The following is a 26,058-nucleotide window of genomic DNA, read 5'->3' as shown; positions in this document are numbered from 1 at the left end:
GAGCCTGACAACCCAGGAGTGTCTGGTTTGATCGTCTTCCGATATCTGTCCCGCGAGGTCCTGGTGACCTTGAGTGCCGTCAGCGCTGTGCTGCTGGTGATCATCATGAGCGGGCGCTTCATCAAGTACCTGGCCCAAGCGGCCCAGGGTGTGCTCGACCCGGGCGTGCTGTTCCTGATCATGGGCTACCGCTTGCCAGGGTTCCTGCAGTTGATCCTGCCGCTGGGACTGTTCCTGGGCATTCTGCTGGCCTACGGCCGCCTGTACCTTGAAAGCGAAATGACCGTGCTGTCGGCCACCGGCATGAGCCAACAGCGTCTGTTGGGCATGACTATGGCCCCCGCAGCTCTGGTTGCCGTGCTGGTCGCCTGGCTGAGTCTTGGCCTGGCGCCTCAGGGCGTTACTCAAGTAGCACAGATCATCAACCAGCAGGACGCCCTGACCGAGTTCGATACCCTGGTGCCTGGGCGCTTCCAGACGTTGCGCGATGGTTCGCGGGTGACATACACCGAAGAACTGTCTGAAGACCGCGCCAACCTTGCCGGTGTGTTCATTTCCGAGAAGCGCTTCTCCCAGGACAAGACCAAAGAACGTGCACCTTCGGTGCTGGTCGCTGAGAAGGGGCGTCAGGAAATCGGTGCCGACGGCAACCGTTACCTGATTCTGGAGAACGGCTATCGCTACGACGGTAACCCAGGCCAGGCTGACTACCGCGCAATCAAGTACGACACCTATGGCGTGCTGCTGCCCAAGCCTGAAGTCAGTGAAGAAATCACCGACCGCGAAGCGATTCCGACTTCCGAACTGCTTGCCAGCGATGGTCGCCGTGAGCGTGCCGAGCTGCAATGGCGCTTGTCGTTGCCGCTGCTGGTGTTCGTGGTAACCCTGCTGGCGGTACCGCTGTCACGGGTCAACCCGCGCCAGGGCCGCTTCCTCAAGCTGCTACCGGCGATTCTTCTGTATATGGCGTACTTGACCATGTTGATTGCTGTACGGGGTGCTCTGGAGAAAGGCAAGTTGCCGATTGGTCTGGGTATCTGGTGGGTCCACGGAATCTTCTTGCTCATCGGTCTGGGGCTGATGTACTGGGAGCCGCTACGCCTCAAGCGTGCCGCGCGTCGTGCGGAGGTGGCCCATGGTTAAGCTCGACCGCTACATCGGCAAGAGCGTGCTGCTGGCGATCATTGCTGTACTTGGGATCATCCTCGGCCTGGCCTCGTTGTTTGCCTTCATCGACGAGATGGGCGACATCACCGACAGCTACACCCTGTGGGACGCCGGCAGTTTTGTACTGCTGACCGCGCCACGGCGCCTTTACGACATGCTGCCGATGGCTGCCCTGATCGGCTGCCTGATCGGCCTGGGCAGCCTGGCCAGCAGCAGTGAGCTGACCATCATGCGCTCGGCTGGGGTGTCGATCGGGCGTATCGTCTGGGCGGTCATGAAGCCGATGCTGGTGCTGATGCTGGTTGGTATCCTGATTGGCGAATACCTGGCGCCGGTCACCGAGAACAAGGCCCAGGCCGACCGCTCCCTGGCGCAGGGCAGTGGCGATGCACAAAGCTCCAAGCGTGGCATGTGGCACCGCCAGGGCGAAGAGTTCGTACACATCAACTCGGTTCAACCCAATGGCCTGCTGTACGGCGTAACGCGTTACCGTTTCGATAACGAGCGCCACCTGGTGACCTCCAGCTTTGCCCGTCGTGCCCAGTATCAGGACGATCACTGGCAGTTGAGCGATGTGACCACCACACATTTCCGTGGCGATCACACTGAAGTCATCAAAGCGCCTGTGGAGCGTTGGGATGTCACCGTTACACCGCAACTGCTCAATACCGTTGTACTGGCACCAGAGTCCCTGTCGATTACCGGACTGTGGGATTACATCCATTACCTGTCCGATCAGGGTTTGAACAATGCCCGCTATTGGCTGGCGTTCTGGACCAAGGTATTGCAGCCGATGGTGACAGCGGCGCTGGTGCTGATGGCGATCTCGTTCATCTTCGGTCCGCTGCGTTCGGTTACCTTGGGGCAACGGGTCTTCACCGGTGTGCTGGTGGGCTTTGTGTTCCGCATTGCTCAGGACCTGCTTGGGCCTTCCAGCCAGGTGTTTGGCTTCCCGCCGTTGCTGGCGGTGGTAATACCGGCGGCGATTTGCGCAGGTGCCGGTCTCTGGATGTTGCGGCGGGCCGGGTAAGGTTCGCAGGCATGAAAAAGCCGACCCTCGGGTCGGCTTTTTTGTGGGGCATTGTAGGAGCGGGCTTGCCCCGCGAGTGCGATCTTCCTGTTACATCGTAATCGCGGGGCAAGCCCGCTCCTACAGCAACAGAATTCGCGTTACTTGCGTTTGGGGAGCTGGACCAGCTGAGTGTCGGAATAGATGTCGTGCCAGCTGCGCTGGCGCTTGTCGAACAGCGACCAGATGAAACCCAACCCAAGGCACAGCCACGAGGCGATGGCGACGACGAAACGCAGCAGGGCCTGCCACAGGCTGATGGCGCTGCCGTCGGCGTTCTGCACGCGTATGCGCCATACCTGCATGCCGAGTGTCTGCCCACCATGGGTCCAGAACTTGGCGAAAAAGCCGAACAGGGCAAATACCAGTATGGTCGACAGCAACGGATCGCCGTCCAGGGCTCCAGCGTCGGTCAGCGCGCGCATCTGCGCTTCACCAATGATTGCCATCTGGATCATCTTGTACACGCCAGCAGTCACGATCAGCAGCGCAGTGCACAACAGGAAATCGTAGAACATGGCGGCCAGGCGCCGGCCCAGACCGACGGCAGGGAAATCGCCCTGGGGCTGCAACAACTGCTTGGGCATACACGGGCCTCCTTGGGCAAAACAGCCATTCTACGGAATTACGCGCATAAAAAAGCCCCTGCTGTTGCCAGCAGGGGCTTTTTCGAATCGGGGAATTAAGCTTCCGCGATCACTTCGTCAGCCTGCATGCCTTTCTGGCCCTGCACGGCGATGAAGGTGACTTTCTGGCCTTCTTTCAGGCTCTTGAAGCCGTTACCCTGGATAGCGCGGAAGTGTACGAACAGATCCGGACCGCTTTCTGGAGTGATGAAACCAAAACCTTTCTCGTCGTTAAACCACTTGACGGTACCGCTCTGACGTTGGGACATTGTCTTATTTCCTTTGAAACTTAGAATTAGTAACAGCTTCTTCCAAATGAAAGAGTACTGGGCTGGGTTGCAGGAAAGTAAGAGACGTCGAACGGGTTGTAGCAAATCTCAGCGCTACTGCCCAGGTCACGAACCATAGCGACCCATGCAAACACAGTGCAGTGACTCTACGCTAACTCTGTCGGCAAAAACAAGCCCTCAAAGCCGCTGCCGCTCTACCTTTTAGCAGCCGTTCGGTCTATTTTTTTTGCGCTCATTCCATGCGGTGGTGCGTTGCTTTTCGAATGTTATAAACAGCGTTCGAATTCGAAAACCCGAACGCTGCATGACACAAAGTTTCAACTAACGTTTCAGCCGCGATAGTAACGCTGAGCAACGAATGGCATTTTGCTGACTTTCATTGCCACACGCTTGCCGCGAACAATGGCCCATACAGTGGTTTCCAATGCAGTATGCGCCGCATCCAAGTAACCCATTGCTACAGGGGCATTCAGGCTTGGCCCGAAGCCGCCACTGCACACCGTACCGATGACGTTGCCAGCTTCATCGACAATCTCTGCCCCTTCACGCACGGGCGTACGCTCCTGTGGCAGCAGGCCTACTCGTTTACGTGCCACGCCACCTTGCTGGTGGGCAAATACCGCTTCGGCACCCGGGAAGCCACCGGCGCGTTCGCCGTCTGCGCGACGTACCTTGGAGATCGCCCACAGCAGGCTGGCTTCAATCGGCGTGGTTTGGGCGTTCATGTCATGGCCGTACAAGCACAGGCCCGCTTCCAGGCGCAGCGAGTCACGGGCGCCGAGGCCAATGGGGGCAACTTCCGCTTCGGCCAGCAAACGACGGGCCAGTGCTTCGGCCTGTTCGGCAGGTACCGAGATCTCGAAACCATCTTCACCGGTGTAGCCAGAACGGCTGACAAAGCAGTCGACACCCAGCAGTTGCACCGGCTGGAACTGCATGAAGGTCATCTTCGCCACTGAAGGCGCCAGGCGCTCCAGGACATTGACCGCCGCCGGACCTTGCAGCGCCAGCAGGGCGCGTTCCTCGAACAGCGGCTGGATCTGGCACTGATCGCCGATGTGCTGGCGCAGGTGGGCCAGGTCTTGGTCCTTGCAGGCGGCGTTGACCACCAGGAACAGTTCGTCGTTACCCAGGTTGGCAACCATCAGGTCATCGAGGATGCCGCCTTGTTCGTTGGTGAACATCGCGTAGCGCTGCATACCAACAGGCAGATCGATGATGTCGACCGGTACCAGCGTCTCCAGGGCTTTGGCTGCGTTGGCGCCGCTCAGACGTATCTGGCCCATGTGCGAAACGTCAAACAGGCCGGCTTTGTCGCGGGTGTGCAAGTGCTCTTTCATCACCCCCAGCGGGTATTGGACGGGCATGTCGTAGCCGGCGAACGGTACCATGCGCGCACCCAGTTCAAGGTGCAGGGCGTGCAGCGGGGTCTGGAGCAGCGTTTCGGTGGACATTGATGACTCCTTGGGGCTTTAGAGGGTGTCAGCATTCGATGATGTTGACGGCCAGACCGCCGCGGGCGGTCTCCTTGTATTTGCTTTTCATGTCGGCGCCGGTCTGGCGCATGGTGCGGATGACCTTGTCGAGCGAGACGAAATGTTGACCGTCGCCTCTCAGGGCCATACGCACCGCATTGATGGCCTTGACCGAACCCATGGCGTTGCGCTCGATGCACGGCACCTGAACCAACCCGCCAATGGGGTCGCAGGTCAGGCCCAGGTTGTGTTCCATACCAATCTCGGCAGCGTTCTCGACCTGTTGTACGCTGCCGCCCATGACTTCGCACAGTGCACCGGCGGCCATCGAACAGGCCACGCCGACCTCACCCTGGCAACCGACTTCGGCACCGGAGATCGAGGCGTTTTCCTTGTAGAGGATGCCAATCGCCGCAGCGGTGAGTAGAAAGCGCACCACGCCGTCTTCGTTGGCACCGGGGATGAAGCGCATGTAGTAATGCAGCACGGCCGGGACAATGCCAGCAGCGCCATTGGTGGGGGCGGTGACCACCCGCCCGCCAAAGGCGTTTTCTTCATTGACGGCCAGGGCGTACAGATTGACCCAGTCCAGCACCGAGAGTGCGTCACGTAAACTGGCTTCCGGGTGACTGCACAGCTGGCGATACAGCGCGGCGGCCCGGCGCTTGACCTTCAGCCCGCCGGGCAGGATGCCTTCGTTGCGACAACCTGCGGTGACACAGTCCTGCATGACTTGCCAGATGCGTAGCAGGCCGCTGCGGGTTTCACTTTCCGGGCGCCAGGCCGCTTCATTGGCCAGCATGATCTGGCTGATCGGCAGGTTCTGCGCTGCACAATGGCCGAGCAGTTCTTTGGCGGTTTTGAACGGGAAGGGCAGCACGGTGCTGTCTTCGACGATGCGGTCGGCACCGGCGGCATCTTCATCGACAACAAAGCCACCGCCCACCGAGTAGTACTCGCGGCTGCGGATCTGCAGGCCCGCACGGTCGAAGGCGCGAAAGATCATGCCGTTGGGATGATAGGCCAAAGGCTTGCGGATCATCGCCAGGTGCTGTTTCTCGATAAATGCGATGTCGTGCTCGCCCAGCAGTTTCAACCGACCGGTGCTGCGGATCAGTTGCAGGCGGGCGGGAATGCTATCGGTATCGACGCTATCAGGGTGCTCGCCTTCAAGGCCGAGCAACACCGCTTTGTCGCTGCCATGGCCTTTGCCGGTGGCACCGAGTGAACCATAAAGTTCGGCCTTGACGCTGACCGTTGAGGTCAGCAGGCCGTCGCGCCGCAGGCCTTCAGCAAAGCGTGCTGCTGCGCGCATGGGGCCTACGGTATGGGAACTGGAGGGGCCGATGCCGATCTTGAACAGGTCGAAGACGCTCAGTGACATGGTCGTGCCCTCTTATGGTGAAGGGGATCGCGGGCCAAGCCCGCTCCCACAGTAGGAGCGGGCTTGCCCCGCGATGAGGCTATCAGACGTCCTGATAGCTCTCGATCGACGGACAAGCGCAGATCAGGTTGCGGTCGCCAAAGACGTTGTCGACGCGACCGACCGGCGGCCAGTACTTGCCTTCCACCAGCGTTGCCACCGGATACACCGCTTGCTCGCGGCTGTACGGATGGCTCCACTCACCGGCAATTTCAGCAGCGGTGTGCGGCGCGTTTTTCAGCGGGTTGTCGTCTTTGTCCAGGCTGCCGTTTTCCACTGCGCGAATCTCTTCACGGATGCGGATCATCGCCTCGCAGAAGCGATCCAGTTCTTCCTTGGATTCACTTTCGGTCGGCTCGATCATCAACGTGCCGGCCACCGGGAACGACATGGTCGGCGCATGGAAGCCGAAGTCGATCAGGCGCTTGGCCACATCGTCGACGCTGATGCCACTGCTGTCTTTGAGCGGGCGCAGGTCGAGGATGCACTCGTGTGCCACCAAGCCATTGCTGCCGGTGTACAACACAGGATAGTGCTCTTCCAGGCGGCGGGCGATGTAGTTGGCGTTGAGAATGGCCATTTGCGAGGCGCGCTTGAGGCCGGCACCGCCCATCATGCGGATGTACATCCAGGTGATAGGCAGGATGCTGGCGCTGCCGAACGGCGCCGCGCATACCGCGCCTTGCTTGTTCTGCATGTGGCCATGGCCTGGCAGGAACGGCACCAGGTGCGACTTGACGCCGATCGGGCCGACACCCGGGCCGCCACCGCCGTGCGGAATGCAGAAAGTCTTGTGCAGGTTCAGGTGCGAAACGTCACCACCGAACTTGCCCGGTGCGCACAGGCCGACCATCGCGTTCATGTTGGCGCCGTCGATGTACACCTGGCCGCCGTTGTCGTGAATGATCGCGCAGATTTCGCCGATCGCTTCTTCGAATACGCCGTGGGTCGACGGGTAGGTGATCATCAGCGCGGCGAGATGCTCGCGGTGCTCGATGGCCTTGGCGCGCAGGTCGTCGATGTCGACGTTGCCGCGGGCGTCACAGGCGGTCACCACCACGCGCATACCGGCCATGTGGGCGGTTGCCGGGTTGGTACCGTGGGCCGAGGAGGGGATCAGGCAGATGTCGCGGCGGGCTTCGCCACGGCTCTGGTGGTAGGCGCGGATGGCCAGCAGGCCAGCGTATTCGCCCTGGGAACCGGCGTTGGGCTGCAGCGATACCGCGTCATAACCGGTGGCGGCGCAGAGCATGGCCTCCAGCTCGTCGGTCAGTTGCTGATAGCCCTGGCTCTGTTCAGCCGGCGCGAACGGGTGCAGGGTGCCGAACTCGGCCCAGGTGACCGGGATCATTTCGCTGGCGGCGTTGAGCTTCATGGTGCACGAACCCAGCGGGATCATGGTGCGGTCCAGGGCCAGGTCCTTGTCGGCCAGGCGGCGCAGGTAGCGCATCAGCTCGGTTTCGCTGTGGTAGCGGTTGAACACCGGGTGCTCAAGAATGGCCGACTGACGCAGCAGGGCGGCAGGCAGCTGCGATGGGGTGCTGGCGGCCAGTGCGGCGAAGTCTGGAACGGCCTTGCCGTCGGCAAACAACTGCCACAGGGCTTCAACGTCAGCCTGGGTGCTGGTTTCGTCCAGCGACAGGCCCACGCGTTGGGTGTCGATCTGGCGCAGGTTCAGGCGTTGGGCGCGAGCCTTGTCGTGCAGCGCAGCAGTAGCGTCGCCGGTGGTCAGGGTCAGGGTGTCGAAGAAACCTGCGGTTTCAACGCTGACGCCGATTTGCTTGAGGCCGGCAGCGAGGATCGCGGTCAGTGCGTGGGTGCGCTGGGCGATCTGCTTGAGCCCCTGCGGGCCGTGGTAGACCGCGTACATGCTGGCGATGTTGGCCAGCAATACTTGAGCGGTGCAGATGTTACTGGTGGCCTTCTCGCGGCGGATGTGCTGCTCACGGGTTTGCATGGCCAGGCGCAGGGCGGTCTTGCCGAAGCGATCGATAGACACGCCGACCAGACGGCCAGGCATGTCACGCTTGAATGCGTCACGGGTGGAGAAGTAGGCCGCGTGTGGGCCACCGAAGCCCAGCGGCACGCCGAAGCGCTGGGCGCTACCGATGGCCACGTCAGCACCGAATTCGCCTGGTGGGGTCAGCAGGGTCAGGGCCAGCAGGTCGGCGGCAACTGCGACCAGCGCGTTAGCGGCGTGGAAACGTTCGACCAGTTCGCGGTAGTCGAACACGTCACCGTTGCTGGCCGGGTATTGCAGCAGGGCGCCGAAGAAGGCGCTGACATCGTCGAGCTCGCGCTCGTCACCGACCACCACTTCGATACCCAATGGCTCGGCGCGGGTGCGCAGTACGTCGAGGGTTTGCGGATGGCAGTGGACCGAGGCGAAGAAGCTGTGGCTGGCCTTGTTCTTGCTCAGACGCTTGCAGAAGGTCATGGCTTCAGCGGCAGCGGTGGCTTCGTCCAGCAGCGAGGCGTTGGCGATTGGCAAACCGGTGAGGTCGCTGATCAGGGTCTGGAAGTTCAGCAGCGCTTCCAGGCGGCCCTGGGAGATTTCTGGTTGGTAAGGGGTGTAGGCGGTGTACCAAGCCGGATTTTCCAGCAGGTTACGCAGGATCGGTGCCGGGGTATGGCAGTTGTAGTAACCCTGACCGATGTAGTTCTTGAACAGTTGGTTGTTGCCAGCAATGGCTTTGAGCGAAGCCAGTGCGTCGGCTTCGCTTTGCCCGGCGCCCAGCTCCAGCACGCTGGTGCCCTTGATGCTGTCGGGAATGACAGCGGCACTCATGGCTTCCAGTGAGTCGAAGCCCAGGGTGGCAAGCATCTGTTGTTCGTCATTCTGGCGTGGGCCAATGTGACGGGCGATGAATTCGTTGGCAGTGCCGAGGTTGATGGTCATGGCGAGTCCTCAGGCGTCAGCGTTGGCTTTGATCAGGCGGTCGTAGGCTTCCTGGTCGAGCAGCTGCGCAACGGCACCGGCATCGGCTGGAATGAAACGGAAGAACCAGCCTTCACCCAGCGGATCTTCGTTGACCAGTTCAGGGTTGCCTTCGAGCTTGTCGTTGACGGCGACGACTTCGCCAGTCAGCGGCATGTAGACGCCGCTCGCGGCTTTTACCGATTCGACGGTCGAGGCTTCGGCGCCTTGATCGTAGCTTTGCAGTTCTGGCAGTTGCACATAGACCACATCACCCAGCGCGTTCTGGGCGAAGGCGGTAATCCCGACAGTGACACTGCCGTCAGCTTCAGTACGCAGCCATTCGTGATCTTCGGTAAAACGCAACTCGCTCATGGAAACTCCTCGGGAACAGGCATGGCTCAGGTACGGCGCTGAGCGCTGATAGGTAGGGTTTCCATAGCAATATTGCGGCCATAAATAAAAAATCGTTATAAATCAAATACTTATAATTTATTTGGTATGAGCCTCGTCTTCTTGCGTAACGATATCGCTACACGAGAGGGCGAGAGAAAAACATCAGGTGGATCAAAACCTTGCCGCACAGCGCTTAAATCGTTACGTATCGATTTCGTTACGCTGTAGTGATTTCGCTACAGTTGCAGCGACATTCAGGCCTTGGTCGGGATGCCGTACTTGCGCAGGCGGTGGGCAATGGCGGTGTGTGAAGTACGCAGGCGTGTGGCTAATTGGCGCGTAGACGGGTGACTGGCATACAGTTTTTCCAGCAGACCACGTTCGAAGTCTTCCACTGCCTGCTCCAGGCTATCGACTTCGCCAGTGTGATCGCCGGCTACCGAGGTACCGGCGATATCCAGATCGCCAATGTCTACCAGGTTACTTTCACAAACTGCGGCAGCCCGGAAGATGACGTTCTGTAACTGCCGCACATTGCCCGGCCAGCGGTTGCCCAGCAGCGCCGGGTAGGTGGCGGGTGCCAGGCGGCACAGCGGTCGTTGGATCTGAGTACAGGCCTGCTGCATGAAATAGCGGGCCAGCAGCAGAATGTCCTGGCCGCGCTCGCGCAGCGGCGGGACCTGCAAGTTGAGTACGTTCAAGCGGTAGAACAGGTCTTCACGGAAACTGCCATCGGCAACCATCTTTTCCAGGTCGCGGTGGGTAGCGCTGAGGATCCGCACATTGACCTTGATTTCACGGTCGCCGCCGACGCGACGAAAGCTGCCGTCGTTGAGAAAGCGCAACAGCTTGGCCTGCAGGTAGGGCGACATTTCACCGATTTCATCGAGAAACACGGTGCCCTGGTTGGCCAGCTCCATCAGCCCCGGTTTGCCACCGCGCTGGGCACCGGTGAAGGCACCGGGCGCGTAACCGAACAGTTCGCTTTCAGCGAGGTTTTCCGGCAACGCTGCGCAGTTTAGGGCCAGGAACGGCGCGCTGTGGCGGCTGCTGATGGCGTGGCATGCACGGGCGACCAACTCTTTGCCCGTGCCGGTTTCGCCATTGATCAGCAAGGGCGCGTCGAGGGCGGCAACGCGCAAGGCGCGGGCCTTGAGGGTACGAATGGGCGGCGAGTCGCCCAGCAATGCATCGAAGCCTTCGGCGTGATCGTGATGCAGGGCCGACAGGCGTTCACCGATGCGGTTGGGCGGGTACAGCGTCAGCAGGGCGCCAGCGTTGGTGATCGGTGTGGCATCGAGCAGCAGGGTCTGGCCGTTGAGCAGCACTTCGCGCATCGGCAGATGAAAGCCATTTTCGATCAGGGTGGCGAGCAGCCCGGCGTCGTTGAACAGTTCGGCAACCGACAACCCCACTGGCTCTTGGCCAAACAAGGCGATCAGCGCCGGGTTGGCGAGGATCACGTGGCCGGCGCTGTCGAGCGCCAGTACTGGGTCGCTCATGGCCGCGAGCAGGGCATCGAGTTGCAGGTGGCGGCGCTGACCGGGAAGAATGTCGACAACCCTGACCGTTTGCACGCCGTGCACATTCAGCAGTGCATCGTGCAGTTCTTCCAGCACACCAGGGCTCAACGTTGGGGCATCGATGTAGACGTTGGGGGGAACCATCTCTACCGCATCCAGGTTGAGGTTGCGGGCACCGAGCAGGGCCAGCACTTCCTGGGTGATACCGACGCGGTCGATAAAACTGACGTGAATGCGCATGGGGAAACGGGTTCAAGGCTGCTGAAGCGGGCAAGTATGCCCTAAATCGCGGGGCAAGCCCGCTCCCACCGGCACTGTAGGAGCGGGCTTGCCCCGCGATGAGCCTTTAGAGGCTACTCGAAATCTTTCAGGTCGATTGAATCGCCTGATTTCATGTTCAGCTTCTCGCGAATATCTTCGAACATCAGGTCATAGTGTTTGTGCACTGAACCGATGTTGCTCAGGTGTTTGGGAATGCCGTATTGCTCCGCAATTTTCGTTACGTTGCTGGCGAAGTTGTAGGCCTCTACCTTGGGCAGGAAGAAGGTTTCATTCATGGGTTTGTTTTGAATCGATCCATGCATCTTGAACTGGATGCCTTTGCCTTTGCTGGGGTCTGTGGCGACCTCGTACTCGAGGTTAATGTCGTAGCTGACATCGGCCGTGTTCAACGCATGGCGCTCGATGTGTAGGTGACCGGGTTCGAACTGGGCCATGACGGGCTCCTCTGGAGGGTTGAAAAGGGCGGACCATCAGATCCGCCCAACTGCATCAACGGTAGCTTATTCCAGGCTTGGCCGTGCTGACACGGGTACCGGCAGTACCTTTGACGATTTCTTCGATATCAGACAGCGAGCCGATCACCGCGACTTTGCCAGTATTGCGGGCAAATTCGCAGGCAGCCTGGACTTTCGGGCCCATGGAACCGGCAGCGAAGCCAAGCCGTTCCAGCTCATCGGGGTGCGCCTCGGCAACGGCTTTCTGAGTAGGTTTACCCCAGTCGATGTACGCGGCATTGACGTCGGTGGCGATAACCAGCAGATCGGATTCCAGCTGCTGAGCCAGCAACGACGAGCAGAGGTCTTTGTCGATAACCGCCTCGACGCCACTGAGCACCTTGCCGGTTGCATCGTATTTGGTCGGAATACCGCCACCGCCTGCACAGATCACAACGGTTTTGTTTTCCAGCAACCATTTGATCGGGCGGATTTCGAAAATGCGCTTCGGTTTAGGGCTGGCGACCACGCGACGGAATTTATCGCCGTCGGCCTTGACCACCCAACCTTTTTCCTTGGCCAGGCGCTCAGCTTCTTCTTTGCTGTAAACCGGACCGATGAACTTGGTCGGGTCTTTGAAGGCTGGGTCGTTGGCGTCTACTTCAACCTGGGTAAGCAGGGTGGCGAACGGTACTTCGAACGCCAGCAGGTTACCCAGCTCTTGCTCGATGATGTAGCCGATCATGCCCTCGGTTTCCGCCCCGAGGACGTCCAGCGGGTAGGCTTCGTCCGGCTTGTAGGATTGAGCCTGCAGCGACAGCAGGCCGACCTGTGGGCCGTTGCCGTGAGCGATGACCAGCTCATTGCCCGGATGAACCTTGGCAATCTGTTCGGCGGCAATACGGATATTGGCGCGTTGATTCTCTGCAGTCATGGGTTCGCCACGGCGCAGCAGGGCGTTACCGCCCAATGCAACAACGATACGCATGATGAAATTCCTTCTGAGAAAAGTGCTTGTAGGAGCGGGCTTGCCCCGCGAATGCGATGTGTCAGTTACATCGCATCGCGGGGCAAGCCCGCTCCCACAGGGATGCTCGCTTACAGGTCAGCCAGAGTGGAGACCAGGATCGCCTTGATGGTGTGCATGCGGTTTTCCGCTTGCTCGAAGGCGATGCAGGCTGGCGATTCGAAGACGTCTTCGGTGACTTCGATACCGTTTTTCAGGTTTGGATACTGCTCGGCGATCTGCTTCCCGACTTTGGTGTCGGAGTTGTGGAACGCTGGCAGGCAGTGCATGAACTTGGTGCGTGGGTTGCCGGTAGCCTTCATCAGGTCGGTGTTGACCTGGTAAGGCAGCAACTGAGTAATACGTTCAGCCCAGGCTTCAACCGGCTCGCCCATCGATACCCAGACGTCGGTGTGGATGAAGTCGACGCCTTTGACCGCTGCTTTCGGATCTTCGGTCAGGGTGATGCGGGCACCGCTTTCTTCCGCGTATTTTTTGCAGCGCTCGACCAGGTCGTCATGCGGCCACAGGGCTTTCGGCGCTGCGATGCGTACGTCCATGCCCAGCTTGGCACCGATCAGCAGCAGCGAGTTACCCATGTTGTTGCGGGCGTCGCCCAGGTAGGCGTAGCTGATGTCGTGCAGTGGCTTGTCGCTGTTCTCGCGCATGGTCAGCACGTCGGCGATCATCTGGGTTGGGTGGTATTCGTCGGTCAGGCCGTTGAACACCGGTACGCCGGCAAACTTGGCCAGCTCTTCGACGATTTCCTGTTTGAAACCACGGTATTCGATGGCGTCATACATGCGGCCCAGAACACGTGCGGTGTCCTTCATGCTTTCTTTGTGGCCGATTTGCGAGGAGTTAGGGTCGATGTAGGTGACGTTGGCGCCTTGGTCATAGGCAGCGACTTCAAACGCGCATCGGGTACGGGTCGAGGTTTTCTCGAAAATCAGCGCGATGTTGTTGCCTTTGAGGTGTTGCTGCTCGGTGCCGGTGTACTTGGCGCGTTTCAGGTCGCGGGACAGGTCCAGCAGGTAACGTAGCTCGCGGGTGGTGTGGTGTTCCAGGCTCAGCAAGTTACGGTTGTGAATGTTGAACGCCATGATGATTCTCCTGTTCTTGTGAACGGAAAGCGGTGATCGGCCCGGCTGCACCTGTGGGTGCAGCCGGCGATGGTCATTTAGTAGTCGATAGGGTCGCGAACGATTGGGCAGGTCATGCAGTGGCCGCCGCCACGGCCACGGCCCAGTTCGCCGGCGCTGATGGTGATGACCTCAACACCTGCTTTGCGCAGCAGGGTGTTGGTGTAGGTGTTGCGGTCGTAGCCGATAACCACACCCGGCTCAACAGCCACCACGTTGTTGCCGTCGTCCCACTGTTCGCGCTCGGCGGCGAAGCTGTTGCCGCCAGTTTCGACGACGCGTAGTTTCTTCAGGTTGAGGGACTCGGCCACCACGTCGAGGAAGGTTTTGTCCTCGCGGCGTACGAACATGCCGTAAGGCTTGCTTTCATCTGGAGTGATAACGAACGGTACGATTTCCTTGACGACTTCAGGGAATACCGTCACCAGGTCGCGGTCGCAGAAACTGAACACGGTGTCCAGGTGCATCGCTGCGCGAGATTTCGGCAGGCCTGCCACCACGACTTTCTCGACTGCGCCTTTGGCGAACAGCGATTGAGCCAGTTGGCCGATGGCTTGACGCGAGGTGCGCTCGCCCATGCCGATCAGCACTACGCCGTTGCCGATTGGCATGACGTCACCGCCTTCCAGAGTCGACTTGCCGTGGTCCTTATCCGGATCGCCGTACCAGACTTCGAATTCGGCCCCGGTGAACTCGGGGTGGAACTTGTAGATCGCGGTGGTCAACAGGGTTTCCTGACGTCGCGCTGGCCAGTACATCGGGTTCAACGTCACGCCGCCGTAGATCCAGCAGGTGGTGTCGCGAGTGAACTGGGTGTTTGGCAGTGGGTCGAGCAGGAAGCTGGAGTGGCCCAGGTAATCACGGTACATCTTGATCACGCTGGCGCCATCGCTTTCTGGCAGGTCTTCACCGGCTACACCGCCGATCAGGAACTCGGCCAGGTGGCGTGGCTCAAGGCCTTCGAGCCAGCTGCGGACTTCGTTTTTCAGACCCACGCCGACGGTGTCATCGGTGAGTTTGCGGTCAAGGATCCATTTGAGCGCTTCGGGAATGGCAACGATATCAGTCAGCAGGTTATGCATTTCCAGCACTTCGATGCCGCGTTCACGCATCTTGGTGACGAAGTCGAAGTGGTCACGCTTGGCCTGGTTGACCCAGATGACGTCGTCAAACAACAGCTCATCGCAGTTGCTTGGCGTCAGGCGCTGATGCGCCAGGCCTGGGGAGCAGACCATTACTTTACGAAGTTTGCCGGCTTCAGAATGTACGCCGTACTTAACTTTTTCCGTGGACATGTTTATTTCCTCCAAGTTTCGAATACGGGGGTTACAGAGTCAGGAAGCCGTCGTACAGGCCATAGGCAGCCACCAGGGCGCCAATGACAACGGCGGCGAATAGCAATTTCTCCACGTTGGTAAAAATCGGTTGGCCGACCTCGCGTTTGGCCTTGGCGAACAGGATCACGCCAGGGGCATACAGCAGCGCCGAGAGCAGCAGGTATTTCACGCCACCGGCATACAGCAGCCAGATCGCGTAGATCAGGGCGATACCGCCGATGATCAGGTCTTTCTTGCGTTCAGCCAGGGCTTGCTCGTAAGTCTCACTGCGCCATGCCAGCAGGAAGGCATAGGCTGCCGACCACAGGTAAGGCACCAGGATCATCGAAGTGGCGAGGTAGATCAGCGACAGGTAAGTACTGGCCGAGAACAGGGTGATGATCAGGAAGATCTGCACCATGGCGTTGGTCAACCACAGGGCGTTGGCCGGTACGTGGTTGGCGTTCTCGCGGCGCAGGAACTCCGGCATGGTGTGGTCTTTGGCGGCGGCGAACATGATCTCGGCGCACAGCAGTACCCAGGAGAGCAGGGCACCGAGCAGCGAGATGATCAAGCCGACACTGATCAGTACCGCACCCCAGTGGCCGACCACGTGCTCAAGCACGGCTGCCATCGATGGGTTCTGCAGTTTGGCCAGCTCAGGTTGAGTCATGATGCCCAGCGACAGCACGTTGACCAGTACCAGGAACAGCAGCACGGTGATGAAACCGATGACCGTTGCCTTACCGACGTCTGAACGTTTTTCTGCCCGGGCCGAGAAGATGCTCGCCCCTTCGATACCGATGAACACCCAGACAGTCACCAGCATCATGTTACGCACCTGGTTCATCACGCTGCCCAGGTCGGGGTTCATCGAGCCCCAGATGTCAGCGGTGAAGATATCCAGCTTGAACGCGAACAGGGCGATGAGGATGAACAGCGCCAGTGGCACGACCTTGGCGACGGTGGTGATCAGGTTGATGAAGGCAGCTTCCTTGATGCCTCTCAGAACCAGAAAATGTACCGCCCACAGCAATACCGAGGCGCCGATGATGGCTGCCGGGGTGTTACCCTCGCCAAAAATCGGGAAGAAGTAGCCCAAGGTACTGAACAGCAGTACGAAGTAACCGACGTTGCCCAGCCAGGCACTGATCCAGTACCCCCAGGCGGACGAAAAGCCCATGTAATCGCCAAATCCGGCCTTGGCGTAGGCGTATACCCCACCGTCAAGATCCGGCTTTCGGTTGGCCAAGGTCTGGAACACAAAGGCCAGGGTCAGCATACCGATGGCGGTGATTCCCCAGCCGATCAGTACTGCGCCAACATCAGCACTGGCAGCCATGTTTTGTGGTAGCGAAAAGATACCGCCACCGATCATCGAGCCGACTACAAGTGCAACCAATGCACCAAGTCGTAGTTTTCCGGGAGCGTCTGACATTGAATAACTCCATATGAGGAGAAGAGATGACGCTAGAGTAAATCCAGCGACGTTTTCATAAGCTGATTCAGGTCAGTTAATTGGGCAATCCATTGCTTCCTTGACTGAAAGAGCTCCCCCGGAGTATGCCGACGGCAATGCTGCAAGCCTCGTGCACAGGCACCTCCATGGTGTTTAGAGCATTCGCTCTGACAGCCTGCGAGATATGAAGCTAGCCCGTTTCACAGCTTTCGCAAATTTTTGACGAGATTTTTTCTTATTTACTTGAAGCGGTCGCGATAGTGCTCAAAACTCCCATTAAGCGTGTTCGGTATAGACGTCATAGTTATGAGGGTATTACTTCTAAAGACGGAATTTTTATAAACGTCTAGACTGAGCCTATATTTAACTGAGCATGTACAGCTTAGGTTACAAAGACGAGACAGAGAGGGGATTTACATGTCCGAATCTGGACAAAAACTGCGCCTGGGTGCGTTGATCGCGCTGGTGGTCGGCTCGATGATCGGTGGTGGAATCTTCTCCTTGCCACAGAACATGGCCGCGCGTGCCGATGTGGGGGCGGTGTTGATTGGCTGGGGAATCACAGCGGTGGGTATGTTGGCCCTGGCCTTCGTGTTTCAGACCCTTGCCAACCGCAAACCGGAGCTTGATTCAGGGGTGTACGCCTACGCCAAGGCCGGCTTTGGTGAGTACATGGGCTTTTCGTCCGCCTGGGGCTACTGGATCAGTGCCTGGCTGGGCAACGTTGGCTACTTCGTCCTGCTGTTCAGTACCTTGGGGTTCTACTTTCCGATTTTTGGCGAAGGCAATACGCCCATCGCCATCGCCTGCGCGTCACTGCTGCTGTGGTCGGTGCATTTTCTGGTGCTACGCGGCATCAAGGAGGCCGCGTTCATCAACCAGGTGACCACCGTGGCGAAGATCGTGCCGCTGGTGATGTTCATCGTCATCGCCGCAGTGGCCTTTCGGGCTGACATCTTTACTCGTGACATCTGGGGGTTGAGCAACCCGAAATTCGGCAGCGTGCTCGATCAGGTGCGCAACATGATGCTGGTGACCGTGTTCGTGTTCATCGGCATTGAAGGGGCCAGCGTGTACTCAGGCCGGGCGCAGAGGCGCTCAGACGTGGGTAAGGCCACGGTGATCGGCTTCATTGGCGTGTTGGCCTTGCTGGTGCTGGTTAACGTGCTGTCGCTGGGGGTGATGACCCAGCCGGAGCTGGCGGCATTGCAGAACCCGTCGCTGGCGTCGGTGCTGGAGCATATCGTCGGCCCCTGGGGTGCCTTGCTGATCAGCATTGGCCTGGCCATTTCGTTGCTGGGGGCGTTGTTGTCCTGGGCATTGCTGTGCGCCGAAATCCTGTTTGCCACCGCCCGTGACCAGACCATGCCGCGGTTCCTGGCCAAAGAAAACGCTAACCATGTGCCGGCCAATGCCCTGTGGCTGACCAACGTCATGATCCAGCTGTTCTTGCTGATCACCTTGTTCTCGGCAGGCACCTACACCAGCCTGATTTACCTGGCTTCGTCGATGATCCTGGTGCCCTACCTGTGGTCGGCGGCCTATGCCGTGTTGCTGGCGGTGCGTGGCGAGAGCTACGAGGGCCATGCCGGGGCGCGGCGCAAAGACCTGTTCATTGCCGGGGTCGCCTTGGTGTACGCGGTGTGGCTGCTGTATGCCGGCGGCCTGAAGTACCTGCTGTTGTCGGCGTTGTTGTACGCGCCGGGCGTGATTCTGTTTGCCCGCGCCAAGCGTGAGCAGGGACAAAGCCTGTTCACGCACTGGGAGAAGGTGATCTTTGCCGCAGTACTGGTGGGAGCAGGAGTGGCGGCGTACAGCCTGTATGCAGGGCTTTTAACCCTGTAGGAGCGGGCTTGCCCCGCGACTGCGGTCTGTCAGTCAAACCGTATCGCGGGGCAAGCCCGCTCCTACAGAGGGGTCAGACTCTGAATTGGTCCATCAGGGCCATTTGCTGCGACGACAGGGTATTGAGCTGGCTGCTGACTTGAGCCGACTCTGCTGCCTGCCCGGTCAGGGTTTCGGTAACACCGCGAATCGCCGATACATTCCGGTTCACCTCTTCGGCCACCGCGCTCTGCTGTTCAGCAGCACTGGCAATCTGCAGGTTCATGTCGCTGATGACCGTCACCGCTTCGCTGATGCGGTCCAGGGCTTCGACCGCCTGGTGGATCTGCCCGGCATTCTCCTGAGCCTTGCCGTGGCTGGAGTGCATGGTGGCAACGACTTCGCGGGTATTACTTTGAATGCGTTCGATCACCTGGCGGATCTCTTCCACCGAATCCTGGGTGCGCCGCGCCAGGTTGCGTACCTCGTCAGCCACCACGGCAAAGCCGCGGCCGCTCTCTCCGGCACGGGCTGCCTCGATGGCAGCATTGAGGGCCAGTAGGTTGGTTTGCTCGGCGATGCTGCGAATCACCTCCAGCACCGAGCCGATTTTTTCACTGTTCTGTGCCAGTACCTCGACCTCGGTCACCGCTTTGCTCACTTCATCCGCCAGCAAGGTGATGTCGCGGGTGCTGCGTTCGATGATCGCCATGCCATCTTTGGCTGAGCGGTCGGCGCCGCGTGCGGCATCAGCAGCGCTGGCGGCGCTGTTGGCAACGTCATGGGCGGTGGCGCTCATTTCGTTGGAGGCCGTGGCCACCTGATCGATTTCGCGGAACTGCACCTGCATGCCTTCGCTGGTGCGCTGGGCAATGGCCGAGGATTGGTCTGCGGTGCTGCGGGCCTGGCTGATGCTTTGTTTGATTTGGGCAATGGTTGGCTGCAGTTTGTCGAGGAAACGGTTGAAGCCTGAGGTCAACCGGCCCAATTCATCCTGACGGGAGTAGCGCAGGCGTTGGGTGAGGTCGCCGTCACCGCTGGCAATGTCTTCGAGCATTTTGGCCACAGTGTTCAGCGGGCGGGTGACGCCGGTGGCGGTCATCCACATCAGCAACAAACCACCGAGGCCGGCCAGGGCGGCGAACAGCACGACTTTAACGGTGCCGCTGGTGCGTGCTTGCTCAAGGGTGTTTTGCAGGCTGATGGTATCTGCCAGCAGCACCTGCTTGGGCAGATCGATGACGATGCCCCAGGCTTTGCTGTCGGCAATAGGCTGCACGGGGGTGACAGCACGGATAGATTCACCTTGCTCAAGGACCACAGGCTGATTGCCTGCCAGCTTCTGTACGGCTTGCTGGCCGTCCTGACCCAGGGTTTGGGCGATGTTCTGGCCAACCTTGCTGGCGTCATCACTGTTGGCGGCCAGCAGCCCGCTGGGGGATACGATCATTAAGTGCCCGGCACCGTCGAACAGCGACTGTTGGGCTTTACTGGCGGCGGCTTGCAAGGTGTCGAGAGAGATGTCGACACCCGTCACGGCAATGACCTTGCCGTTTTGCACAAGCGGCAAGGTGATGCTGGTCATCAGCATTTGTTTGCCGCCGACGGTGTCGGCGTAGGGTTCGAGCAGGCAAGGACGTGCGCTGTGCAACGAACAGGTGTACCAGACGTTGTACGGTGTGCCGCTGAGGTTGATGTCTGTCTTGTTCAGGTCAGTGTCACTGATCACCGTGTTCAAGGATGCACCCTGGGCGCGGCTCCAGTAGCTGGCGAAACGGCCACTTTCGTTGCTCATGTGCTTGGCATCGTTGGCGAAGGCCGCGTCGTCGGCGTTCAGTGCGCCGGGCTCGAAGGCCATCCAGATACCCAGCACATTCGGGTTGCGTTTGAAGGTGGTGGCCAGGCTCTGGTTGATGGCATCGCGCAGGTCGCCACCACTGAGCGCATGTGTGCGGGCCAGTTGCTGAAGGTCACTGACCTGATCAGCAACGGCGGTGATGACGGCCTCGTTGCTACTGAAGGCGCGACGCAGCATTTCGGCTTTCTCGCCCGCGCGGGCCTGGAGCTGGGCTTGAACGCTGCGGGTGAGCATATTGGTGCTGGCCTCACCCACCAGTTCATCACTCTGGTTCGATTGGTACAGGTTGATACCGACCACCAGCGCAACCACGCCGAGCAGGCAGAAGCCGGAGAGCAAAACGATTTTCAGGCGGATGGACAGCGTGTCGAACATGGTGCACGTACTCGCTAAAGGACTGGCCAGAGGTAGACCGAACCGGGGCGGCTCGACTCGCCACATCCATTTAGCGATAACAGGTCATCGGCGTTATAGCGTTAACCATGAGTGCGTACTGACGAGCGGTCATTGGCGCTCAAGGGCGGGGCTTCTGGCCGCGACCAGATCCACAGGTTGCCCAAGGTCATGCCGGCAATAGCGAGAAAAACCGGCCAGCGGTGCTCAAGAAACACCAGCATCAGGCTGGCGCAGAGCACCATGCTGACGGTGGCGCTGAGTTTGGCACGGCGTTGAATAACCTTGCCGTTGCGCCAGTTATGCAGAATCGGGCCGAACAGGCGGTGGTTTTCCAGCCAGGCGCTCAGGCGTGGTGAGCTGCGTGTGGCGGCCCAGGCGGCCAGTAGAATGAATTCGGTAGTCGGTAAACCAGGCACAACGATCGCGACCAGGCCGATGGCCAGGCTGACATAGGCCAGAAGGCCATACAGCAGGCGGGAGATTTTCGAAGCGGCGGGGCGGGTCATGAGGTCGTCGAATGCAGGGGGGGGAGGCCCGGTCACCACGAGGGTAACCGGGGGCGGCGCATCAGGCCAATTCGGCTTTAGGCGCAGTCGCGTAAGCGTGTTTCAGCAGTTCGGTAAAGCGCTCGAAGGCGGCTACTGCACCTTGCTCGGCTTTGGCTTCTTCCTCGGGGCTCAGCGCCAGGCCGTCGAGGATGCGGGTGAACTGCTTCCAGCCCTCGGCACGGCCACCGGCCGGTTCGCCCAGGTGACGGGCACCGAAGCTGTCGGACAGGCCCAGCCCTACCGCACGCTTGATCAGGAATGCAGCGCCGAGCTTGGAGCCTTCGGACACGAAGATCCAGCCCATGGCTTCACCCAGGCTCGGCTTCTGCAGCTCGCCAGGGAAGTCGCCTGGGATCTCGGTGTTCAGGTCGGCGAGGTCCAGGCCCGCCTGTTCGGCGCGGCAGCGCTCGGCCAGGTCAGGGACGATGGCGATCAGCTCAGGGTTGGTGTACAGCGCCTTGAGTTCGTTCTGGAACAGGTACTGGGCAACCACGAAGCGCGCAAAACTTTCGCGGGTTTCGAACGGCGCATGGGATTTGACCAGGGCGTCCAGCTCGGTATGCGGGGCATGGGTCAGCTGATTGAGGCGTTGCGAACGCAGGTTGGCGCGTTCGGTAGTGGTAGCGGCGGTCATGGTGATTCCTTGCGAAGTGGGCGTGCCTAGTGACTAGACGAACGAGAAGACGTACGACAGTAAAAAATCCTCACCTCATCGCGGGGCAGGCACGCTCCCACCCAATATTTCACCGACTCTGTGGGAGCGGGCTTGCCCCGCGATGCGTCCAGACAGTCACACCGCATCGCGGTGCAAGCCCGCTCCCACAGTTCAGGTTTTATGCTGCGTTGCACAGCGCCAGGCAGTTATCCAGCATGCGGTTGGAAAAGCCCCATTCGTTGTCATACCAGGCCAGCACTTTGAGCATACGTCCGCTGGTGCGGGTATGGTTGGCGTCGAAGATCGATGACAGCGGGTTATGGTTGAAGTCGCAGGACACCAGCGGCAGGCTGTTGTAGCCCAGTACTTTGGAGTGGCGGCTGGCGTCTTTGAACAGGTTGTTGACCTCTTCGACGCTGGTGTCGCGCTTGAGGTTGACGGTCAGGTCGACCAGCGACACGTTGATCACTGGTACGCGAACTGCCATGCCGGTGAGTTTGCCCGCGAGCTCCGGCAGCACCAGGCCGACCGCTTCGGCGGCGCCGGTTTTACTCGGGATCATCGATTGGGTCGCCGAACGGGCGCGAAACGGGTCGCTGTGTGCTACATCCGTCAGACTCTGGTCATTGGTATAAGCGTGAATGGTGGTCATCAGACCCTGTTCGATACCCAGTTCACGGTGCAGCACCTGGGCTAGCGGCGCCAGGCAGTTGGTTGTGCATGAGGCGCTGGAAATGATCTGGTGCGCGGGGCGCAGAATGTCGTGGTTGACCCCGTAAACAATGGTCGCATCGGCGCCTTTGGCCGGCGCCGAGATAATGACTTTACGCGCCCCGGCAGTAAGATGGGCGGCTGCTTTGGCCCGGTCAGTGAAATGCCCGGTACATTCAAATACCACATCGATGGCTTCGGCTTTCCACGGCAGTTCAGCCGGGTTGCGAATGGCGCTGACAGCAATGCGGTCACCATTGACGGTCAGGCTTTCATGGTCGGACTCGACACTGGCGGCAAAGATGCCATGAACACTGTCGTACTTGAGCAAGTGGGCGTTGATGGCGCTGTCGCCCAGATCGTTGATCGCGACGACCTGCAAGTCTTGGCGGTAGCCTTGGGTATAGAGTGCGCGAAGGATGTTGCGGCCAATGCGGCCAAAGCCATTGATTGCGATACGAAGGGTCATAGAGCTACCTCTGGCAGACCGGGTGAAGCCGGTAAAAAACCAGCAATTGCTTCACTGAATCTGATTTTGTTGTTGGAATTACAAGATTATTCGTAAAAAAATAGAAAACAAGCCTTTTTGCTGGCAGTATTTTATTCAATCTACAACGAGCGATCGGCCAAGCAGTTCTTCCCTTAGCAACTCCCCCTGCCTTTGAGCCTAGGTGGCGAATGCTGATAAGGGAAACCGCCGCAGAGGTCGCAACCACTGATAGCCTGGAGTCCAGTACATGCATCCGCGCATTCTTGAGGTCACCCAACGGCTGATCGCACGCAGCCGTCCCACCCGTGAGCGCTACTTGCAGTTGATTCGCGGCGCGGCCAGTGACGGGCCAATGCGGGCCAAGCTGCAATGTGCCAACTTCGCCCACGGTGTGGCCGGATGTGGCACTCAGGACAAGAACAGCCTGCGCATGATGAATGCGGCCAACGTCGCTATCGTGTCTGCCTACAACGACATGCTCTCGGCACATCAGCCTTACCAGCACTATCCCGAACAGATCAAACAGGCCTTGCGCGAGATCGGTTCGGTGGGCCAGTTCGCCGGTGGCGTACCGGCCATGTGCGACGGTGTCACCCAGGGCGAGCCGGGCATGGAGCTGGGCATCGCCAGCCGCGAAGTGATCGCCATGTCTACCGCCATTGCGCTGTCGCACAACATGTTCGATGCGGCGTTGATGCTGGGGATTTGTGACAAGATCGTTCCAGGCCTGTTGATGGGCGCGTTGCGCTTCGGTCACTTGCCGACCATTTTCGTCCCGGGCGGGCCGATGCCTTCCGGCATTTCCAACAAGGAAAAAGCCGATGTGCGACAGCGCTATGCCGAGGGCAAAGCCACTCGTGAAGAGCTGCTGGAATCGGAAATGAAGTCGTATCACAGCCCTGGCACTTGCACCTTTTACGGCACCGCCAACACTAACCAATTGTTGATGGAAGTGATGGGGCTGCACTTGCCGGGGGCGTCGTTCGTCAACCCATACACGCCGCTGCGCGATGCGCTCACTGTTGAAGCGGCGCAACAGGTTACGCGCATGACCAAGGCCAGTGGCGACTTCATGCCGCTGGGCGAAATCGTCGACGAGAAAGCGCTGGTCAACTCGATTGTCGCCCTTCACGCCACTGGCGGTTCGACCAACCACACCTTGCACATGCCAGCGATCGCTCAGGCAGCCGGCATTCAGTTGACCTGGCAAGACATGGCTGAGCTGTCGGAAGTGGTGCCGACGTTGTCCCACGTCTATCCGAACGGCAAAGCCGACATCAACCATTTCCAGGCAGCCGGCGGCATGGCCTTCCTGATTCGTGAGCTGCTCGATGCCGGGTTGTTGCATGAAGACGTGAACACCGTCGCTGGCCACGGCCTGCGTCGTTACACCCAAGAGCCGTTTTTGCAAGATGGCAAGCTGGTGTGGCGCGAAGGGCCAGACGCGAGCCTGGACGAAGCGATCCTGCGCCCGGTGGCGCGACCGTTCTCTCCGGAAGGCGGATTGCGGGTAATGGAAGGCAACCTGGGCCGTGGTGTGATGAAAGTGTCGGCCGTGGCCCCTGAGCACCAGGTTGTCGAAGCGCCCGCGCGGGTGTTCCATGACCAGCAAGCGCTGGCCGATGCATTCCAGGCCGGTGAGCTGGAACGCGACTTTGTCGCGGTGATGCGCTTCCAGGGGCCGCGTTGCAATGGCATGCCGGAGCTGCACAAGATGACCCCGTTCCTCGGTGTGCTGCAAGACCGTGGCTTCAAGGTGGCACTGGTCACCGATGGGCGCATGTCCGGCGCCTCAGGGAAAATCCCCGCAGCCATTCATGTTTGCCCGGAAGCTTTCGACGGTGGCCCGCTGGCCCGTGTGCGCGATGGCGATATCGTGCGGGTTGACGGTGTTGCCGGTACCCTGACGGTGAAAGTCGATGACGCCGTATTCGCTGATCGGGACATTCCAGCGTCGCCGACCGGCAACGATCTGGGCTGCGGGCGTGAACTGTTCGGCTTCCTGCGCATGGCCCTGAGCCCGGCAGAGCAGGGCGCCAGTGCCTTTACGTCAGCCCTGGAAGCACTCAAATGAAGCGCGCCCTGGTAGGTGACATCGGCGGCACCAATGCACGTTTCGCCCTCTGGGAAAACAACCAGATGCACGCGGTGCAGGTGTTCGCCACGGCCGACTACACCAGCCCTGAACAGGCCATTGGTGCTTACCTGTTGGCACAAGGGTTGAGCAAGGGCGATCTGGGCGCGGTCTGTCTGGCGGTCGCTGGCCCGGTCAGTGGCGATGAGTTTCGTTTCACCAACAATCACTGGCGTCTCAGCCGTCGGGCCTTCTGCCAGACGTTGCAGGTTGAGCACTTGTTGCTGATCAATGACTTTACCGCCATGGCCCTGGGCATGACCCGACTACAGGCTCACGAGTGCCGGACAGTGTGTGAAGGCGAGGCGCAAGCAGGGCGCCCTGCGGTAGTGATCGGCCCCGGTACTGGTTTGGGGGTAGGCACTTTGCTTGCCCTGGAGGATGGTCGCTGGATGGCATTGCCGGGCGAAGGCGGGCATGTCGATCTGCCGGTGGGTACTGAGCGCGAGGCGCAGATCCGTCAACAGATCGCCAACGAGACCGGGCATGTCAGCGCTGAAACCGTGCTCAGCGGTGGTGGCTTGTTACGTTTGTATCAGGCGATCTGTGCGTTGGACGGCTACAGTGCAACCCTGCAGAGCCCGGCGGCGATCACCGATGCAGCGTTGGCTGGCGAGCCGGTGGCGTTGACCGTCATCGAACAGTTCTGTTGTTTTCTCGGGCGTGTAGCCGGCAACAACGTACTGACCCTCGGTGGCCGCGGCGGTGTGTACATTGTCGGCGGCATCATTCCACGTTTCGCCGAGCTGTTTTTGCGCAGCGGGTTTGCCCGCAGCTTTGCTGAAAAAGGCTGCATGAACGGCTATTTCAGCGGTGTGCCGGTGTGGCTGGTAACTGCCGAATTCTCAGGCTTGCTTGGCGCTGGCGTCGCTCTGCAGCAAGCCGTGGGAGCGGGCTTGCCCCGCGATGCGATATAA

The 26,058-nt window shown here is 59.8% G+C and carries 20 protein-coding genes and 2 pseudogenes; 5 read left to right on the top strand and 17 right to left on the bottom strand.

The annotated features are described in order from the left end of the window. Positions 1–27 precede the first annotated feature (27 nt). Together lptF and lptG are read left to right on the top strand one after the other, a co-directional pair. Positions 28–1,143, top strand: a complete 1,116-nt coding sequence (gene lptF, locus E1573_RS24070) for an LPS export ABC transporter permease LptF (protein ID WP_133217039.1) — start codon at positions 28–30, stop codon at positions 1,141–1,143. Beyond that, positions 1,136–2,197 (top strand): LPS export ABC transporter permease LptG, encoded by a 1,062-nt coding sequence (gene lptG, locus E1573_RS24065; RefSeq protein ID WP_133217038.1) that lies wholly within the window; start codon positions 1,136–1,138, stop codon positions 2,195–2,197. The genes lptF and lptG overlap by 8 nt, the downstream gene beginning before the upstream one ends. A 140-nt stretch (positions 2,198–2,337) precedes the next feature. Here lptG and E1573_RS24060 read toward each other — a convergent pair whose 3' ends face one another. The 12 genes from E1573_RS24060 to arcD (E1573_RS24005) form a co-directional block, all read right to left on the bottom strand. Next, on the bottom strand, positions 2,338–2,823 hold the full coding sequence (locus tag E1573_RS24060; RefSeq protein WP_133217037.1) for an RDD family protein: 486 nt from the start codon (positions 2,821–2,823) through the stop codon (positions 2,338–2,340). A gap of 95 nt (positions 2,824–2,918) precedes the next feature. Further along, positions 2,919–3,131 (bottom strand): cold-shock protein, encoded by a 213-nt coding sequence (locus tag E1573_RS24055; RefSeq protein WP_010220199.1) that lies wholly within the window; start codon positions 3,129–3,131, stop codon positions 2,919–2,921. A gap of 350 nt (positions 3,132–3,481) precedes the next feature. After that, positions 3,482–4,606 (bottom strand): glycine cleavage system aminomethyltransferase GcvT, encoded by a 1,125-nt coding sequence (gcvT, locus tag E1573_RS24050; protein ID WP_133217036.1) that lies wholly within the window; start codon positions 4,604–4,606, stop codon positions 3,482–3,484. A 28-nt stretch (positions 4,607–4,634) separates the two neighbouring features. After that, entirely contained in the window at positions 4,635–6,011 is a 1,377-nt protein-coding gene (locus E1573_RS24045) for an L-serine ammonia-lyase (RefSeq protein ID WP_133217035.1), read from the bottom strand. Between the two features lie 82 nt (positions 6,012–6,093). After that, positions 6,094–8,949: an aminomethyl-transferring glycine dehydrogenase gene (gcvP, locus tag E1573_RS24040; RefSeq protein ID WP_133217034.1), complete on the bottom strand. Its 2,856-nt coding sequence runs from the start codon at positions 8,947–8,949 to the stop codon at positions 6,094–6,096. 9 nt (positions 8,950–8,958) lie between these two features. Next, entirely contained in the window at positions 8,959–9,342 is a 384-nt protein-coding gene (gcvH, locus tag E1573_RS24035; RefSeq protein ID WP_133217033.1) for a glycine cleavage system protein GcvH, read from the bottom strand. A gap of 275 nt (positions 9,343–9,617) precedes the next feature. After that, positions 9,618–11,126, bottom strand: a complete 1,509-nt coding sequence (locus tag E1573_RS24030; RefSeq protein WP_133217032.1) for a sigma-54-dependent transcriptional regulator — start codon at positions 11,124–11,126, stop codon at positions 9,618–9,620. Between the two features lie 113 nt (positions 11,127–11,239). Next, a complete protein-coding gene (locus tag E1573_RS24025) occupies positions 11,240–11,602 on the bottom strand; it encodes a DUF5064 family protein (RefSeq protein WP_133217031.1) in 363 nt (120 codons plus the stop codon). Between the two features lie 55 nt (positions 11,603–11,657). After that, positions 11,658–12,590, bottom strand: coding sequence for a carbamate kinase (gene arcC, locus E1573_RS24020; RefSeq protein WP_133217030.1), 933 nt, complete (start codon positions 12,588–12,590; stop codon positions 11,658–11,660). A gap of 110 nt (positions 12,591–12,700) precedes the next feature. Further along, positions 12,701–13,711: an ornithine carbamoyltransferase gene (locus tag E1573_RS24015; protein WP_133217029.1), complete on the bottom strand. Its 1,011-nt coding sequence runs from the start codon at positions 13,709–13,711 to the stop codon at positions 12,701–12,703. A gap of 77 nt (positions 13,712–13,788) precedes the next feature. Beyond that, positions 13,789–15,045 carry an arginine deiminase gene (arcA, locus tag E1573_RS24010; RefSeq protein WP_133217028.1) on the bottom strand — a complete coding sequence of 419 codons (1,257 nt, stop codon included), beginning with the start codon at positions 15,043–15,045 and terminating at the stop codon, positions 13,789–13,791. A 31-nt stretch (positions 15,046–15,076) separates the two neighbouring features. Further along, complete coding sequence (gene arcD / locus E1573_RS24005) at positions 15,077–16,504, bottom strand: arginine-ornithine antiporter (protein ID WP_133217027.1); 1,428 nt, start codon at positions 16,502–16,504, stop codon at positions 15,077–15,079. Positions 16,505–16,942: 438 nt separating this feature from the next. Here arcD (E1573_RS24005) and arcD (E1573_RS24000) point away from each other — a divergent pair, with 438 nt between their 5' ends. Continuing rightward, complete coding sequence (arcD, locus tag E1573_RS24000) at positions 16,943–18,370, top strand: arginine-ornithine antiporter (RefSeq protein ID WP_133217026.1); 1,428 nt, start codon at positions 16,943–16,945, stop codon at positions 18,368–18,370. A 73-nt stretch (positions 18,371–18,443) separates the two neighbouring features. On the opposite strand, the pseudogene E1573_RS27365 reads toward arcD (E1573_RS24000), so the two are convergent. The 5 genes and pseudogenes from E1573_RS27365 to gap form a co-directional block, all read right to left on the bottom strand. Next, positions 18,444–18,959, bottom strand: a pseudogene (locus E1573_RS27365) (methyl-accepting chemotaxis protein); the annotation flags it as partial. Between the two features lie 390 nt (positions 18,960–19,349). Next, a pseudogene (locus E1573_RS27360) lies at positions 19,350–20,207 on the bottom strand (chemotaxis protein); the annotation flags it as partial. Between the two features lie 476 nt (positions 20,208–20,683). After that, positions 20,684–21,109, bottom strand: a complete 426-nt coding sequence (locus E1573_RS23990; RefSeq protein ID WP_133217024.1) for a YbaN family protein — start codon at positions 21,107–21,109, stop codon at positions 20,684–20,686. Between the two features lie 61 nt (positions 21,110–21,170). Further along, on the bottom strand, positions 21,171–21,785 hold the full coding sequence (locus tag E1573_RS23985) for a biliverdin-producing heme oxygenase (protein WP_133217023.1): 615 nt from the start codon (positions 21,783–21,785) through the stop codon (positions 21,171–21,173). Between the two features lie 199 nt (positions 21,786–21,984). Continuing rightward, a complete protein-coding gene (gap, locus tag E1573_RS23980; RefSeq protein ID WP_133217022.1) occupies positions 21,985–22,986 on the bottom strand; it encodes a type I glyceraldehyde-3-phosphate dehydrogenase in 1,002 nt (333 codons plus the stop codon). 268 nt (positions 22,987–23,254) lie between these two features. Here gap and edd point away from each other — a divergent pair, with 268 nt between their 5' ends. Together edd and E1573_RS23970 are read left to right on the top strand one after the other, a co-directional pair. Then, positions 23,255–25,081: a phosphogluconate dehydratase gene (edd, locus tag E1573_RS23975; protein WP_133217021.1), complete on the top strand. Its 1,827-nt coding sequence runs from the start codon at positions 23,255–23,257 to the stop codon at positions 25,079–25,081. Then, positions 25,078–26,058, top strand: a complete 981-nt coding sequence (locus E1573_RS23970; RefSeq protein ID WP_133217020.1) for a glucokinase — start codon at positions 25,078–25,080, stop codon at positions 26,056–26,058. The genes edd and E1573_RS23970 overlap by 4 nt, the downstream gene beginning before the upstream one ends.

Origin of the sequence: Pseudomonas sp. H9, from assembly GCF_004353925.1 — a bacterium.
In the GTDB taxonomy this organism is placed as follows: Bacteria; Pseudomonadota; Gammaproteobacteria; order Pseudomonadales; family Pseudomonadaceae; genus Aquipseudomonas.
Note: the sequence above shows the minus strand (reverse complement) of the source record. Positions and strands in the feature narration are given on the sequence as shown.

Bases quoted from the DNA above. Each gene is read 5' to 3' on its own strand.
- lptG (WP_133217038.1), top strand. From the start codon at position 1,136: ATGGTTAAGCTCGACCGCTACATCGGCAAGAGCGTGCTGCTGGCGATC.
- E1573_RS24060 (WP_133217037.1), bottom strand. From the start codon at position 2,823: ATGCCCAAGCAGTTGTTGCAGCCCCAGGGCGATTTCCCTGCCGTCGGT.
- E1573_RS24055 (WP_010220199.1), bottom strand. From the start codon at position 3,131: ATGTCCCAACGTCAGAGCGGTACCGTCAAGTGGTTTAACGACGAGAAA.
- gcvT (WP_133217036.1), bottom strand. From the start codon at position 4,606: ATGTCCACCGAAACGCTGCTCCAGACCCCGCTGCACGCCCTGCACCTT.
- E1573_RS24045 (WP_133217035.1), bottom strand. From the start codon at position 6,011: ATGTCACTGAGCGTCTTCGACCTGTTCAAGATCGGCATCGGCCCCTCC.
- gcvP (WP_133217034.1), bottom strand. From the start codon at position 8,949: ATGACCATCAACCTCGGCACTGCCAACGAATTCATCGCCCGTCACATT.
- gcvH (WP_133217033.1), bottom strand. From the start codon at position 9,342: ATGAGCGAGTTGCGTTTTACCGAAGATCACGAATGGCTGCGTACTGAA.
- E1573_RS24030 (WP_133217032.1), bottom strand. From the start codon at position 11,126: ATGCGCATTCACGTCAGTTTTATCGACCGCGTCGGTATCACCCAGGAA.
- E1573_RS24025 (WP_133217031.1), bottom strand. From the start codon at position 11,602: ATGGCCCAGTTCGAACCCGGTCACCTACACATCGAGCGCCATGCGTTG.
- arcC (WP_133217030.1), bottom strand. From the start codon at position 12,590: ATGCGTATCGTTGTTGCATTGGGCGGTAACGCCCTGCTGCGCCGTGGC.
- E1573_RS24015 (WP_133217029.1), bottom strand. From the start codon at position 13,711: ATGGCGTTCAACATTCACAACCGTAACTTGCTGAGCCTGGAACACCAC.
- arcA (WP_133217028.1), bottom strand. From the start codon at position 15,045: ATGTCCACGGAAAAAGTTAAGTACGGCGTACATTCTGAAGCCGGCAAA.
- arcD (WP_133217027.1), bottom strand. From the start codon at position 16,504: ATGTCAGACGCTCCCGGAAAACTACGACTTGGTGCATTGGTTGCACTT.
- arcD (WP_133217026.1), top strand. From the start codon at position 16,943: ATGTCCGAATCTGGACAAAAACTGCGCCTGGGTGCGTTGATCGCGCTG.
- E1573_RS23990 (WP_133217024.1), bottom strand. From the start codon at position 21,109: ATGACCCGCCCCGCCGCTTCGAAAATCTCCCGCCTGCTGTATGGCCTT.
- E1573_RS23985 (WP_133217023.1), bottom strand. From the start codon at position 21,785: ATGACCGCCGCTACCACTACCGAACGCGCCAACCTGCGTTCGCAACGC.
- gap (WP_133217022.1), bottom strand. From the start codon at position 22,986: ATGACCCTTCGTATCGCAATCAATGGCTTTGGCCGCATTGGCCGCAAC.
- edd (WP_133217021.1), top strand. From the start codon at position 23,255: ATGCATCCGCGCATTCTTGAGGTCACCCAACGGCTGATCGCACGCAGC.
- E1573_RS23970 (WP_133217020.1), top strand. From the start codon at position 25,078: ATGAAGCGCGCCCTGGTAGGTGACATCGGCGGCACCAATGCACGTTTC.